This is a genomic window from Cellulomonas hominis (genome assembly GCF_901521055.1).
Classification (GTDB): Bacteria; Actinomycetota; Actinomycetes; order Actinomycetales; family Cellulomonadaceae; genus Cellulomonas; species Cellulomonas endometrii.
This window is the reverse complement of record NZ_CABEGA010000023.1, coordinates 1-14,723: the sequence shown is the minus strand read 5'-3', so window position 1 is coordinate 14,723 and position 14,723 is coordinate 1. Positions and strand designations below refer to the sequence as shown.

Annotated in this window: 10 protein-coding genes and 1 pseudogene; 8 read left to right on the top strand and 3 right to left on the bottom strand. The window is 74.5% G+C overall.

Features of this window, described 5'->3' with window-relative positions; all coding sequences use genetic code 11:
- The first annotated feature begins 68 nt into the window (after positions 1-68).
- Positions 69-2,924: a bifunctional diguanylate cyclase/phosphodiesterase gene (locus KJP73_RS06560; RefSeq protein ID WP_213281994.1), complete on the top strand. Its 2,856-nt coding sequence runs from the start codon at positions 69-71 to the stop codon at positions 2,922-2,924.
- Here the strand turns inward: KJP73_RS06560 and KJP73_RS06555 are convergent.
- Complete coding sequence (locus KJP73_RS06555) at positions 2,816-5,320, bottom strand: hypothetical protein (protein ID WP_213281993.1); 2,505 nt, start codon at positions 5,318-5,320, stop codon at positions 2,816-2,818. The two genes, KJP73_RS06560 and KJP73_RS06555, sit on opposite strands and share 109 nt — an antisense overlap.
- 162 nt (positions 5,321-5,482) lie before the next feature.
- On the opposite strand from KJP73_RS06555, the gene pheA reads away from it, so the two are divergent.
- Complete coding sequence (pheA, locus tag KJP73_RS06550; RefSeq protein WP_213281992.1) at positions 5,483-6,469, top strand: prephenate dehydratase; 987 nt, start codon at positions 5,483-5,485, stop codon at positions 6,467-6,469.
- A gap of 41 nt (positions 6,470-6,510) precedes the next feature.
- On the opposite strand, the gene KJP73_RS06545 is transcribed toward pheA, so the two are convergent.
- Complete coding sequence (locus KJP73_RS06545) at positions 6,511-7,686, bottom strand: diacylglycerol/lipid kinase family protein (RefSeq protein ID WP_213281991.1); 1,176 nt, start codon at positions 7,684-7,686, stop codon at positions 6,511-6,513.
- Positions 7,687-7,769: 83 nt separating this feature from the next.
- Between KJP73_RS06545 and serS the strand changes: the two genes are divergently transcribed.
- From serS to KJP73_RS06515, 6 genes are all read left to right on the top strand, one after another.
- A complete protein-coding gene (gene serS / locus KJP73_RS06540; RefSeq protein WP_213281990.1) occupies positions 7,770-9,074 on the top strand; it encodes a serine--tRNA ligase in 1,305 nt (434 codons plus the stop codon).
- The gene (locus KJP73_RS06535) at positions 9,071-9,892 is read left to right on the top strand and encodes an HAD family hydrolase (RefSeq protein ID WP_213281989.1); all 822 of its coding nucleotides are present in this window, start codon (positions 9,071-9,073) and stop codon (positions 9,890-9,892) included. Before serS ends, KJP73_RS06535 begins: the two co-directional genes overlap by 4 nt.
- Before the next feature lie 87 nt (positions 9,893-9,979).
- Positions 9,980-11,002 carry a LacI family DNA-binding transcriptional regulator gene (locus KJP73_RS06530; RefSeq protein WP_213281988.1) on the top strand — a complete coding sequence of 341 codons (1,023 nt, stop codon included), beginning with the start codon at positions 9,980-9,982 and terminating at the stop codon, positions 11,000-11,002.
- Between the two features lie 102 nt (positions 11,003-11,104).
- Complete coding sequence (locus KJP73_RS06525) at positions 11,105-12,499, top strand: ABC transporter substrate-binding protein (protein ID WP_213281987.1); 1,395 nt, start codon at positions 11,105-11,107, stop codon at positions 12,497-12,499.
- A 104-nt stretch (positions 12,500-12,603) separates the two neighbouring features.
- Positions 12,604-13,593, top strand: coding sequence for a carbohydrate ABC transporter permease (locus KJP73_RS06520; protein ID WP_213281986.1), 990 nt, complete (start codon positions 12,604-12,606; stop codon positions 13,591-13,593).
- Entirely contained in the window at positions 13,590-14,552 is a 963-nt protein-coding gene (locus KJP73_RS06515) for a carbohydrate ABC transporter permease (protein WP_433995153.1), read from the top strand. Before KJP73_RS06520 ends, KJP73_RS06515 begins: the two co-directional genes overlap by 4 nt.
- Positions 14,553-14,567: 15 nt before the next feature.
- Here KJP73_RS06515 and KJP73_RS06510 read toward each other — a convergent pair.
- Positions 14,568-14,723 (bottom strand): annotated as a pseudogene (locus KJP73_RS06510) (NADH-quinone oxidoreductase subunit B); the annotation flags it as partial.

Sequence of the window (14,723 nt, the reverse complement as noted above, 5' to 3'; positions counted from 1 at the left end):
GGCCGATGAGACCGGGTACGGGGGCGCACGGGGGAGTGCGAGCGAGCAGCACCGACGGGAGGTGGGCGATGCCGGCCGACGCACGTCGTCGTGCCCGGGCACGGATGCGCCTCATCGTGGGCGTCGTCGTGCCCGCGGGCCTGCTGCTGTCCTTCGCCGCGGCCGCCCTGGACGCGCACCAGCAGCGCGAGCGCGCCGACGCGTCCGCCCGCGGCGCGCTCGCCGTCACCGCGGAGGCCCTCCTGGCGCGCGTGGAGGTGCAGGTCCGGCTGGCGTGCACGTCCGCGTCGATGCTCACCCCCACGGAGACCACGTCGTGGGCCGACGGGGCGGCGGCCTGGGAGTCCCACCTGCGCGTGCTCGGCGGTCCCGCGACGGAGGCCGGCTCGACCGGCGCGGTCGCGTGGCTGCCCGCGCCGTCGTCCCCGGCGGACCGCGCCGGGGTGGTCACCGTCGCGCCCACGGCCGCCGGCGCGACCGGTGCGGCGACCGGTGCGGCGACGGGTGCGGCGACCGGCGCCGTCCGCGTGGAGCGGGTCGTGCGGTTCGGGGAGGCGTCGCTGGTCGACGACCTGCTGGCCGGCCGGGGGGACGTCGACGCGATCCGCGCGGTGGCCTCGGCGCTGACCCGCGCCCGGGACACCGGCCAGCCCGCGCTGTCCGCGCCCTACCCGGTCGACCTGACCGCCGCGATGGACCCCTCCGACCTGGGGAAGGCGGCGCGCGCCGGGGACCCCGTCGGTTCCGAGGCGGCCGTCGCGGTGCCGGTCTACGACGGGCCGGTCGCCCCGACGAGCCCCGCGGAGCGGCAGCGCCGTCTGCTCGGCTGGACGCTCACCACGCTGCGGGTCGGCCCCATGCTCGACCACGTCACCACGCGCCCGCGGGACGCGACGCTCGTGCTGGACGACGGCACCCCGCTGGGCGTGCTGTCGCGGGAGCCGGCCGCCGTGGCCGACGTCCTGCGGCCGGTCGGGATGACGCAGGAGCTCGACGTCCCGGTGGCGGGCCGGACCTGGACCCTGGTCGCCACCCAGCAGGACGTCCCGGCGGCGCTGTCCTGGTTCCCGCTGGCCGCGGGCGCGGTGCTGACGGCCCTCGTCGTCGGGATGGTCGCCTCGCGCGCCGCCGCGGAGGGGCGGGCCGTGGCGCTGGCCGCCGAACGCACCCGCGCGCTGGCCGCCCGGACGCGCGACCTCGAGTCGATCACCCGGAACACCCCGGACGCGCTGGCGCGGGTGGATGCCGACGCCCGGCTCCGGTTCGCGAACCGGGCGATGCGCGAGGCGGCGGGACTGGGGGAGGACGACCTGGGCCGGCCCGTCGGGGAGCTCGCCGGCCGGTCGCCCGTGATGGACGCCGCCCGGGCGCTCGCGCACCACACCCTGGCGTTCGCGACCGAGCCCGGGGTGGACGCCGAGCGGGACCCCCGCTCGCTCATCAGCATGTCCGTGGAGTCGCGCGGGCACTGGTACGAGGTCCGGGTGGTCCCGGAGACCGGACAGGACGGCTCGGTCGACTCCGTGCTGGTGGTCGCGCGCGACGTGACGCGGTTCCGCGAGGCGAAGGAGCGGCTGACGCACGCCGCGACGCACGACCCGCTCACCGGGCTGGCGAACCGCGACGTGGCCCGGGAGCGCGCGGTGGCGGCGCTGACGACCTCGCGGGTGGGCACGGCGCTCCTGCTGCTCGACCTCGACCGGTTCAAGCTGGTCAACGACTCCTACGGCCACGTGGTCGGCGACCAGCTGCTGCAGAGCGCGGCGATGCGCGTGGCGGCGGACCTGCCCGAGCGGGCGACGGCCGCGCGGCTGGGCGGCGACGAGTTCGTGGTGCTGCTGCCCGACGCGACCCCCGCGGTCGCCGAGGCGGCGGCCCTGCGGCTGGTCGCGGCGTTCGACCGGCCGTTCGCGCTGCACGACGAGGAGTTCGCCGTCGGGTGCAGCGTCGGCGTGGTGCACGCCGAGCCGGGCGCGATGCCGTGGGACGAGCTGCTGCGCTGCGCGGACGTCGCGATGTACCGGGCGAAGGCGGCGGGCGGCGGCTGCCACCACTGGTACGAGGAGCACGGGGCGGACCGCGCCCGCCAGCGCCTGACCATGGCCGCGGACCTGCGGCGCGCCACCCGCGAGGGCGAGCTGTCGCTGGTCTACCAGGCGGAGGTCGACCTGGTCACCGGCCGGGTCGAGGGCGTCGAGGCGCTCATGCGCTGGACCAGCCGGACCCGCGGACCGGTGTCGCCCGCCGAGTTCATCCCCGTGGCCGAGGAGACCGGCCTGATCGGCGACCTCGGCGCGTGGGCGCTGGACCAGGCGCTGCGCGAGGTCGCGGGGCACAACCGCGGCACCGGCAGCGACCTGCGCGTGTGGGTCAACGTGTCCCCGCGGCAGTTCGCGGGCAGCAACGACCGGCCCGACCTGGTGACGCTGGTGGTGGACACCCTCGCCGCGCACGACGCGCCGCCGAGCTGGCTGGGCATCGAGGTCACCGAGAGCGCGCTGGCGGACGACGCCCGGGCCGTCCCCATGCTCCGCGCCCTGCGGGAGCTCGGCGTCGGGGTCGCCATCGACGACTTCGGCACCGGCTACTCGTCGCTGTCGCGGCTGCACGACTACCCGGTGACCCTGCTGAAGATCGACCAGTCGTTCGTGCGCGAGCTCGGGGGCTCCGGCCCGGCGGGGCCGCGCGCGGCGGGCGTCGTCGAGGCGGTCGTCGCGCTGGGCCGGTCGCTGGGCGCCGACGTCATCGCCGAGGGCGTGGAGGACGAGCCCCGGTACACCGCGCTGCGCTCCCTGGGCTGCGACCTCGCGCAGGGCTACCTGTTCGGGCGGCCCTGCACGTTCGCCGAGGCCGTCCGCCCGGTGGAGGTGCCGGGCGCGGCGCTGCCGGGGATGGTCGGCGCCCGCCCGCCCGGGCTCGGCTGAGGCACCGGCTGCAGCAGCAGCATCCACGTCGCGCACGCCGCCGCGAGCAGCGGCACCGCCAGGCCGATCCCCGTCGCGGGCACGACCACGCCGGAGTCGTTCAGGGCGAACCCGATGCCCAGCGTCACCGCGAGCGCGATGAGGCCCTTGAGCAGCATCGGGGCGTCCGTCGCGAGCCGGCGCACCGGCGCACCGGCGGACAGCCACGCGTACGGACCGCCGTCGGGGGCGCTGACCGCCGACCGCGCGGGGCGGCCGACGAGCAGCACGACGAGCAGCAGACCGCCGATGGCCAGCAGCGTCTGCTCGCTGCCGAACAGGATCCGCAGGTTCGCCTCGCCCTTGCGGAGCAGGACGGTCCACAGGCCGCCGTCCAGCACCGTGTCGATGAACCGGCCGAGGTGCGAGCGCTGGTCCGGCGGCCGCATCCAGTCGAGCAGCGCGATGCCGATCACGGTGACCGCGCCCGCCGCGACCACCGCGAGCACCCGCCGCCAGCTCAGCCGGACGCCCGCCGTGAGCAGCGCGAGGATGGCGAAGCCCGGCACGAGCGCGGGCGGGCCGCCGAAGTCCGCGCCGATGCCCGGCATGCCGTCGACCACCGTGGCGACCAGCCCCATGCCGGCGACCACCGCGACCGCGAGGCCCCGGCGCCCGGCACGGAGCAGCGGGTCGGCGAACGCCACGGCGGCGAGGATCATCGCGGTGGCGAACAGGGCGAACGCGGGGTTGCCGAACCCGTAGAACCGGCCGGCGACCAGCGATCCGGGCCCCATCATCGAGTCGAGCGCCAGCCGCGCACCGGTCGCCACGTCGACCGCCAGCACCACGGCGGTCACGGTGCCGACGACGCCGAGGGGGGCGAGCAGCCGGTCGCGCCACCACGGGACGAGCAGGGTGAGGGCGCCGATCAGCGTCACGAACAGCGCCACCGCGCCGGTCAGGGCCCAGGCCGGGGAGCCCGCGCGCCACCACGGCAGCAGGTTCGCCAGGAACGTCGACACGGGCACCGCGGCGACGGCCACGGCGGCCACCCGGATGGCGTGCAGCACGCGGCGCGGGTGCTCGGGGCCGCGGCGGCGCCCCGGCCGGAGGCGGTCCAGCACGCGCAGCCACCACAGCCGGACCCGGCCGTTGAGGCCGACCATGACGACCAGGTACAGCACGAGGTTGAGCCCGACCCACAGCACGTAGAACCCGCCGACCAGCGGCTTGGCGGCCTGCGCGTGCAGGTTCTGGTCGATCAGGTACGCCACCCGCTCGCCCGCCATGGCGTCGTCCGGGGCGAACCGGACCGACGAGCCGACCAGGGCCCCCGGCGGCGCGAGGTCGCGGATGCCGAGCGCGTCGAGCACCGTCGGCGTGATGTCCGTGGCCTGCAGGTAGCCGTCCTGCCGGGTCGACGGCGAGCCGATCATCCCGCCCGCGTAGGTGTCGCCGTCCACCGTCGGGCCGAGCGCCGCCGCGAGCTGCAGCTGCGCGCGCCGGCTCGAGTCGGCGACGGAGAACACCAGCACCGTCGCGTCGGGGGACTCCTCGCGCACCGCGTCCAGCACCGCGCCGACCCGGGCGTCGATCGCCTGGACCTGCTCCGCGCGCGTCGGCTCGATGACGACGTCGGTGCCGGACAGGTCGGGCACCTCCTGCTCGCCGGAGTCCGGGGCGGTGCCGTCCGCGTCCGACCGGCCGCGCGTCTGGTAGCCCGGGTCGCGGACCGTGCCGGCGTCGACGACCACGAGGGCCGACTGCCCGACGGCGGTCGCGACGGCGGACTCCAGGGCCCGGCCGTCCGCCGGCGCCCGGACGTGCGTGCCGACCGGGGTGCCGTCCGCGTCGGCGAGCGCGATGGCCGCGCCGGGGCCGATCCCCGTCACCGGCAGGCCGGCCTCGGCGACGGTGTCCCCGAGCAGCCCGAGCCGGGAGTCGTACGGGGAGGCGGCCGTCGCGTCGAGGTAGTCCTGCCACCCCGGGACGGTGCCGTTCGCGAGCGGGTCGCGGAGCGTGCGGCACGTCCCGTCCGGCACCCGCACGTCGTCCGACCGGCCGCCCGCGGACACCGCCAGCCAGCCGGCGCTCGGGCACGTGTACGACCAGCGGCTGCGGACCACCGTCGTGCCCACCGCGGCCTCGCGGGACAGCTCCCACAGCTCCGGGGTGGTGAGCGACCCGAGGTCGTCCCAGCGCAGCCCGGTCACACCGACCAGCACCACCGGCCCGGCCGCGTCCTCCGCGGCGGTCCGGTCCGCCGCGGCGGCACCCGACGCACCGGCGACCCAGCCCAGTGCGACCGTCAGCAGCGCGGCGAGCGCCGCGACCACGAGGCGGGACCCGGCCGCCGGGCGGGCGACCGCGCGGGCGGTCACGGGCGGGCGGTCGGCGGGCGTGGACGAGGGCACCGGGCCAGCGTACGGGCGCACTACTCTCGGACGGGTCGCGCGGAGCGGCTCTGCGACGCACGTGCACGCGCGCCGCACAGGGCGCTCACGCGGCCGTCACGTGCACCGACGCGCCGGCGCCGGCGCAGCCCCGTCCCACCGCCCGACGACCCTGGAGGTCCGATGCCCGGCCGCCCCCGCTACGCCTACCTCGGCCCCGCGGGCACCTTCACGGAGGTCGCGCTGCGGCAGGTCGCGAGCCCGGAGGACGCGGACTACCTGCCGCAGGCGGACGTGGTGTCCGCGATCGAGGCCGTCCGCACCGGGGAGGCCGACCACGCGGTCGTGGCCATCGAGAGCACGATGGAGGGCGGGGTCACCGCGACTCTCGACGCGCTCGCGGTCGGCAGCCCCCTGGTTCTGCAGCGCGAGGTGCTCGTGCCCGTCGGGTTCACGCTGGTCGGGCGCCCGGGCGTGGCGCTCGCGGACGTGCGGGCCGTGGCCGCCCACCCGCACGCCTGGGTGCAGTGCCGCCGCTGGCTCGCCGCCCACCTGCCCGGGGCGACGCACGTCCCGGCCACGTCGAACACCGCCCCCGCGGCGCTGCTCGCCCAGGCGGCACCGGGCGGCTCCGACGCGCTGGGCTCCGACGCGCTGGGCTCCGACGCCCTGGGCTTCGACGCCGCGCTCGTCCCCCCGGCCGCCGTCGCGCACTACGGGCTCCAGGTGCTCGCCGAGGGCGTGGCGGACAACCCGCACGCCGTGACCCGGTTCGTCGTCATCGGCCGCCCGGGGGACATCCCCGCCCCGACCGGCGCGGACAAGACCACGCTCGTCGTGCACCTGCCGAGCAACGAGGCCGGCGCGCTGCTCACGATGCTCGAGCAGTTCGCCGCCCGCGGCGTGAACCTGTCCCGCATCGAGTCCCGCCCGATCGGCGACTCGCTCGGCCGGTACTCGTTCTCGATGGACGCCGAGGGGCACATCACCGAGGAGCGGATGGGCGAGGCGTTCATGGGCCTGCACCGGGTGTGCCCCCACGTGCGGTACCTCGGCTCCTACCCCCGCGCGGACGGGCAGCCCGCGGACGTGCACATCGGCACCGCGGACGCGGACTTCCGCGCCGCGCGGGACTGGCTGCGCGGGGTGCGCAGCGGCGACAGCGTCTGAGCCTCAGGCCCGCGCGACCGCTCAGGCCTGCGCGCGACCGCTCAGGCCTGCGCGACCCGGACGACCAGCGCGCCCGGGTCCACCCGCGCGGAGATCTCCGTGGCCCTGCCCAGCACGTCCCCGTCGACCTGCACGAACTCGCCGCCGCCCACCGTGACGTGGACCTCCCGGGCCCGGGCGTGGTCGATGCGGCCGATCTTCGCGGGCATCTGGCTGCGGACGCCGACGCCCTGCAGCACGACCTCGCCGAGCAGCTGCGCCCATCCCGCCACGCCGCCGCGGGTGTCGATCGCGGCGACGTCGAGCCAGCCGTCGTCGAGCAGGGCGTCGGGCAGCAGCGTGATGCCCCCGGGCAGGCGCCCGCAGTTGCCGATGAGCAGGCTCCGGACGCGCGCCGGCGCCTCGGGGGCGTCGTCCAGGCGGACGACGGTGCGCAGGCGCCGGCCGTGCAGGTGCTTGATGCCGGCGACGAAGTACGCGACCCAGCCGACCCGCGCCTTGAGGTCGTCGTCGGCGTCCGCGACCATCGCCGCGTCGAAGCCGATGCCCGCGATCACCAGGAAGATGTGGTCGCGGGGCACGTCGGTGTCGGCGGGCAGGTCGTCGGCGGCCTCGGCGATGTCGTCCTGCACGTCGGACTCGAAGGCGAGCACCTTGATCCAGCCGACGTCGATGGTGCGGTCGGTGCCGTCGAGCGCGATCTGCAGCGCGGCCAGCGGGTCGCCGAGCGGGATGTCGAGGTTCCGCGCGAGCAGGTTGCCGGTGCCGACGGGGATGAGCCCCATCGGCACGCCGGTGCCGACGAGCGCCTCGGCGACGGCGCGCACGGTGCCGTCGCCGCCGAGCGCCACGACGACGTCGGCGCCGCGGGCGACCGCCTCACGGGCCTGCCCGATGCCCGGGTCCTCGAGCGTCGTCTCCAGCCACAGCGGCTCGGGCAGGTACTGCTCCGCGCACGCGCGGCGGACGGTGGCGCGCAGGTCCGGCACGTCCGGCTTGGAGGGGTTGGCCACGAAGGCGACGAGCGGGCCGCGCGGCGACGGTCCCGCGGTGCCGGCGCCCTCGCCGGCCGACGCGGCGGGCACGGGGTCCGTCCCGCGTCGTGCGGGGAGCCCGCGCCGCTGCGCGGCCAGGCCGCGCCACGCCTGGACGGCGACCACGAGAGCGATGACCGACAGCACGGCCGCGACGACGGCGAGCCATCCCTCCCAGGTCATGCGAGGAATCTACGGGTGAACACCGGCACCGGCACAGGTGGCCGGCGGGTCGTGCCGCGCGGCGCGGTCGGTAGGCTCGCCGTGTGATCGATCTGAAGCTGCTGCGGCAGGACCCCGACGTCGTCCGAGCGAGCCAGGTGGCGCGCGGCGACGACCCGGGCCTGGTGGACCAGGTGCTCGACGCGGACGCCCGGCGGCGTGCGGCCCTGACGGACTTCGAGACGCTGCGTGCGGAGCAGAAGTCCCTGGGCAAGAAGGTCGCCTCCGCGCAGGGCGACGAGAAGCAGGACCTGCTCGCGCAGGGCAAGCGGCTCGCGGAGCAGGTGAAGGCCCTGCAGGCCGACGCGGACGCCGCGGAGGCGCTGGCCACCGAGCTCGCGCGGCGGATCGGCAACGTCGTCGAGGAGGGCGTGCCGGCCGGCGGCGAGGACGACTACGTCGTGCTCCGCCACGAGGGCACCCCCCGCGACTTCGCCGCCGAGCTCGGCCCGGACTTCCGCGTCCGGGACCACCTGGAGCTCGGCGAGGGCCTGCAGGCGATCGACACCGAGCGCGGCGCGAAGGTCTCCGGTGCGCGCTTCTACTACCTGACGGGCGTCGGCGCCCGCCTGGAGCTGGCGCTGCTGAACGCGGCGGTCGACCTCGCGCTCCGCGCGGGCTTCACGCCGGTCATCACGCCGACGCTGGTCAAGCCGGAGGTGATGGCGGGCACCGGGTTCCTCGGCGCGCACGCCGACGAGGTCTACCGGCTGGAGGCCGACGACCTGTACCTGGTCGGCACCAGCGAGGTCGCGCTCGCCGGCTACCACTCGGGGGAGATCCTCGACCTGTCGGCCGGCCCCAAGCGGTACGCCGGCTGGTCGGCCTGCTACCGGCGCGAGGCCGGGTCGTACGGCAAGGACACCCGCGGCATCATCCGCGTGCACCAGTTCCACAAGGTCGAGGCGTTCTCCTACACGACGGTCGAGGACGCCGCGGACGAGCACCGCCGCATCCTGGCCTGGGAGGAGGAGATGCTCGCCCTGGCCGAGCTGCCGTACCGGGTGATCGACACCGCGGCGGGCGACCTCGGGTCCAGCGCGGCGCGCAAGTTCGACTGCGAGGCGTGGCTCCCGAGCCAGGAGCGGTACCTGGAGCTGACGTCGACGTCGAACTGCACGACGTTCCAGGCCCGCCGCCTCGGCGTGCGGGAGCGCACCCCCGAGGGCGAGGTCCGGCCGGTCGCGACGCTGAACGGCACCCTGGCGACGACCCGGTGGATCGTCGCGATCCTGGAGAACCACCAGCAGGCCGACGGCTCCGTCCGGGTCCCGGAGGGCCTGCGCCCGTACCTCGGCGGCCTCGAGGTGCTGGAGCCGCAGCGGCCGGCGGGGGGCGCGTCGCGATGAGCCACCCGCGGACCGTGGCCGGCACGCTCGTCGCCCTCGACGTCGACGGCACGCTCATGACGTACGACGGCGTGATCTCCGACGACGTGCGCGCGTGCGTGGCGTCGCTGCGGGATGCCGGCGCCCACGTCGTGCTGGCCACCGGCCGGGCGGTCCGCAGCACCGTGCCCGTCATGGTGGAGCTGGGCCTCGAGGACGGCTGGGCGGTCTGCTCCAACGGAGCCGTGACGGCGCGGGTGCACCCGTCGTTCACCGAGGGCTACGAGGTCACGAGCATGACGACCTTCGACCCCGAGCCGGCCCTGCGGGTGCTGCAGCTCGAGCTCCCCGACGCGCTGTTCGCGGTCGAGGACCTCGGGCGGGGGTTCCGGGTGTCGCGGCCGTTCCCGGACGGCGAGCTCACCGGTGACCAGGAGGTCGTGCCGTTCGACCGGCTGGTCGCGGAGCCCGCGACCCGCGTCGTCGTGCGTGACCCGGGCAGCACGCCCGAGGAGTTCCAGGCGCTGGTCGAGCGCGTCGGCCTGCGGCAGGTCAGCTACGCCGTCGGCTGGTCCGCGTGGCTGGACCTGACGCCGGGCGGCGTGTCCAAGGCCAGCGCCCTGGAGGAGCTGCGGCGGGAGCTGGACGTCGAGCCGTTCGCGACGGTGGCGGTCGGCGACGGGGCGAACGACATCGAGATGCTCCAGTGGGCGGCGCGCGGCGTCGCGATGGGCCACGCGGCGGACCCGGTGCGCGCGGCGGCGGACGAGGTCACCGGCACGATCGCCGACGACGGCGCCGTCGCCGTGCTGCGCAGCATCGGGCGCGAGACGGCCTGACCTGCGGGTTGCGGTAGCGCTCCCACAGGGACAGCGCTCACCGGAGGGGGTGGACCGCGCCCCGTCCCGCGGAGCACAATCCCCGCCATGGCGCACGGCATCGTCGACGTGGCCCGGGTGGCCGGGGTGTCCACCGCGACCGTGTCGCGCGCTCTGCGCGGTCTGCCGAACGTCACCGAGGCCACGCGCGAGCGGGTGCGCCGCGCCGCCGACGAGCTCGGCTACGTCCCGTCGCCGTCCGCGGCGTCGCTGGCCTCCGGGCGCACCCGCACGATCGGGCTCATCACGCCGTGGGTGGCGCACTGGTTCTTCGCGAACGTGATCGAGGGCGCCGAGCGGGCCCTGCGGGTGGAGGACTTCGACGCGCTGCTCTACACGTTCGAGGTGTCCCGCGACCACCGGCGGATGCGCGTGGACCCCGACGTGCTGCGCCGCCGCGTCGACGGGGTGCTCGTGGTGGGCCTGCCCCTGGAGGCCGAGGAGGTCGAGGCGCTCGAGAACCTGGACTACCCGCTGGTGTTCGTGGGCGCCGGCGCACCGGGGCGGGTGACCGTCGGGCTCGACGACGTCGCGACCGCGCGGCGGGCGGTCGCGCACCTGGCGGACCTCGGGCACCGGGTGATCGCGCACCTGAGCGGCGAGCCGGACGACACCCTCCCGTGGTCGCCGGCCGTGCAGCGGGCGGTGGGATGGCGCGCCGAGGTGCGGGCCCGCGGGCTCGACGACACCGGCCTGGAGGTGCACGGCCACTTCGACGTCGCGGGCGGGCGGGCGTCGATGCACGCGCTGCTGGACCGGCGGCCGGACGTCACGGCGGTGTTCGCGGCGTCGGACGAGATGGCCATGGGCGCCCTGCTGGCGCTGCGCGACCGGGGGCTGCGCACGCCGCTCGACGTGTCCGTCGTCGGGGTCGACGGGCACGAGATGGGGGAGCACCTGGGCCTGACGACGATGGCCCAGAACGCCCACGACCAGGGGGTGACGGCGGCCTCGATGCTGCTCGAGATGATCACCGGCGCACCCGTGCCGCAGGAGGTCGTGTTCCCGACGGTGCTGGTCGACCGGGGGTCCACGGCCGCACCACGTGACCAAATCGTGACAACTCGTTAGCCGAAAGCGGTTGTGCAGCGGCTATGTAAACGCTTGCATAGGACCGACGCACCGAGGCGTTCCCGCCTCGGAGGAAGAGCACCACGACGAGGTGGAGGCAGCATGACCAGGATTCGTCGACGCGGCACGGGTGCCGTGGTCGCAGGCGGGCTCGGGCTGGCGCTCGTCCTGACCGCATGTTCCGGCGGTGGGGACGACACCGGTGACGAGGGCACCGACAGCGGGGGCGACGCGGGCGCGAGCACCGAGATCGACTGCGCGCCGTACGAGGAGTTCGGTGACCTCGAGGGCACGACGGTGTCGATCTACACGTCGATCGTCGAGCCGGAGCAGCAGACGCAGGTCGACTCGTACGTGCCGTTCGAGGAGTGCACCGGCGTCACGGTGGAGTACGAGGGCTCGCGCGAGTTCGAGGCGCAGCTGCTCGTCCGCATCCAGGCCGGCAACGCCCCGGACATCGCCTACCTCCCGCAGCCGGGCCTGCTGAAGACGATCGTCCAGGACTTCCCGGACGCCATCGTCCCCGCGCCCGAGGCCACGTCCGCGAACGTGGACGAGTTCTTCACCGAGGGCTGGAAGGAGTACGGCTCGGTCGACGGGACGTTCTACGCGGCCCCGCTCGGCGCGAACGCGAAGTCGTTCGTCTGGTACTCCCCGGCCATGTTCGAGGACGCCGGCTACGAGGTGCCCGAGACCTGGGACGACATGATCGACCTGTCCCAGCAGATCGTGGACGACGGCGCGATGCCGTGGTGCGCGGGTGTCGAGTCCGGTGACGCCACCGGCTGGCCGGGCACGGACTTCATCGAGGACGTCGTGCTCCGCACGGCCGGCCCCGAGGTCTACGACCAGTGGGTCTCGCACGAGATCCCGTTCAACGACCCGCAGATCGTCGAGGCGTTCGACACCGCCGGCGAGATCCTCAAGAACGACGAGTTCGTGAACGCGGGCCTCGGCGGCGTCGACTCCATCGCGACCACGCCGTGGACGGACGCGGGCTTCCCGATCCTCGACGGCACCTGCTGGATGCACCGCGCGGCGAACTTCTACGCCACGCAGTGGCCGGAGGGCACCGAGGTCGCGCCGGACGGCGACGTCTACGCGTTCTACCTGCCGACCAACCAGACGGACATCAAGCCGGTCCTGGGTGGCGCCGAGTTCGTGGCGGCGTTCGACGACCGTCCCGAGGTGCAGGCGTTCCAGACCTACCTGTCCAGCGCCGACTGGGCCAACACCAAGGCCAAGACGACCCCGATGGGCGGCTGGGTCAGCGCGAACAACGGCCTCGACCCGGAGAACCTCGCCACCGACTTCGACAAGCTGTCGGCCGAGATCCTCTCCGACCCCGAGTCGGTCATCCGGTTCGACGCGTCCGACCTGATGCCGGGCGAGGTGGGTGCCGGCACGTTCTGGACCGGCATCGTCAACTGGCTCACCGGGTCCTCCACCCAGGAGGTCACGGACCAGATCGAGGCCTCCTGGCCGGCTGCGTCCTGACCCCGGGAAGGGTCTCGACCAGGTACTGACCGACGGACGGCCTGCCCGGCCGGACGGGGACCTCCCCGTCCGGCCGGGCGGTCCGGCGTGGCTCGGAGGGGCACATGGACTGGCTGACGAATGCCGACACGGTGGCGGAGAAGTTCGCGCTCATGGGCGTGGCGATCCTGCTGTTCGTCGTCGTGATGGGGGCGATCCTCCTTCTGGTCGACCGACCGAAGAAGATCCCCCGCTGGGTGGTGGCCGCGGCGTTCGCCGGGCCCGCCCTGCTCCTGCTGGCGTGGGGCCTCGTGAGGCCCGCGCTGCTGACCGTCTGGTACTCGTTCTTCGACAAGCGCGGGAACGAGTTCATCGGGGTCGACAACTACCAGCGCGCGCTGACCGAGGGGCAGTTCCAGAACGTCCTCGCGAACACCGCGATCTGGGTCATCCTCGTGCCCATCGCGGCGACGCTGATCGGGCTCGTGTACGCGGTGCTGGTCGACCGGACCCGGTTCGAGAAGCTGGCGAAGGCGCTGGTCTTCGTGCCGATGGCCATCTCGATGGTGGGCGCGTCGATCATCTGGAAGTTCGTGTACGAGTTCAAGCCCGACCAGCCCGGGGTCAAGCAGACCGGTCTGCTGAACCAGGTGCTGGTCTGGATCGGCCTGGAGCCGCAGCAGTTCCTCATCAACGCGCCGATGAACACGGTGTTCCTCATCGTCGTGATGGTCTGGATCCAGACCGGGTTCGCGATGACGGTGCTGTCCGCCGCGATCAAGGCGATCCCGGACGACATCATCGAGGCCGCTCGGCTCGACGGCCTGCACGGGATGAAGATGTTCCGCTTCATCACGGTGCCGTCCATCCGGCCGGCCCTCGTGGTCGTCCTGACGACCATCGCCATCGGCACGCTGAAGGTCTTCGACATCGTGCGCACCATGACCGGCGGGCAGTTCGACACGCAGGTCATCGCGAACGAGTTCTACACGCAGGCCTTCCGGCAGAACAACCAGGGCCTCAGCTCGGCGCTCGCGGTGATCCTGTTCATCCTCGTGATCCCGATCGTCGTCTACAACGTGCGGCAGCTGCGCAAGTCGGAGGAGATCCGGTGACTACCACTCCGCTGCCCCCCACGGGGGCCATCCCGCAGGCCGTCGACGAGACCGCGGACGCCGGCGGGCAGGGCGGCCGCGGCCGCCGGCTCAGCCGTGTCGAGAAGCGGGCCATCGCCACCAAGGGCAAGCTCTCGTCGCCCTGGGCGTCGCTGATCGCCATCGTCATCGCGATCCTCTGGACGATCCCGTCGGTCGGGCTCCTCGTCACGTCGTTCCGGCCCGAGCTCGACATCCGCCGCTCCGGCTGGTGGACGGTGTTCACCGGCGACGCGGAGTTCACGCTCGACAACTACGACCAGGCGCTGTTCGGGTCGGGAGCGGACCTGGCGACGTACTTCGTCAACTCGTTCGTCATCACGATCCCCGCGGTGGTCATCCCGATCACCATCGCGCTGCTCGCGGCGTACGCGTTCGCGTGGATCGACTTCCGCGGCCGGGAGATCCTGTTCGTGGCGGTGTTCGCGCTGCAGATCGTCCCGCTGCAGGTGGCGCTCGTGCCGCTGCTGCGCGACTACGTGAGCGCCGGCGTCGCGGGCTCGTTCTGGACCGTCTGGCTGTCCCACTCGATCTTCGGGCTGCCGCTGGCGATCTTCCTGCTGCACAACTTCATGAAGGAGATCCCGACCTCCCTGGTGGAGGCGGCCCGCGTCGACGGCGCGGGGCACGTCAAGATCTTCTTCCAGGTGCTGCTGCCGCTGCTCGTCCCGGCGATCGCGGCGTTCGGCATCTTCCAGTTCCTGTGGGTGTGGAACGACCTGCTGGTCGGCCTGACGTTCGCCGGCCCGGGGTCCCGGCCGCTGACGGTCGCGGTCGCCGAGATGGCGGGCAGCCGCGGCGGCGACTGGCACGTGCTGACCGCCGGGGCGTTCATCTCGATGGTGGTGCCGCTGGTCGTGTTCATCTCGCTCCAGCGGTACTTCGTCCGCGGCCTCCTGGCGGGCTCCGTCAAGGGCTGACGGGCCGCACCCCGGCCGGACGACGGGCGCCATCTTCGGGCTGCCCCGGCCCGCCACGATCATCAGGTCGGACTGGCGCGGCGAGGCGCGGAACACCTCCATGCCGAACCGGGAGATGTCGAACCGGCTGCCGCCCGTCGCCATCATCTCGATCGCGCAGCAGGCCAGGCC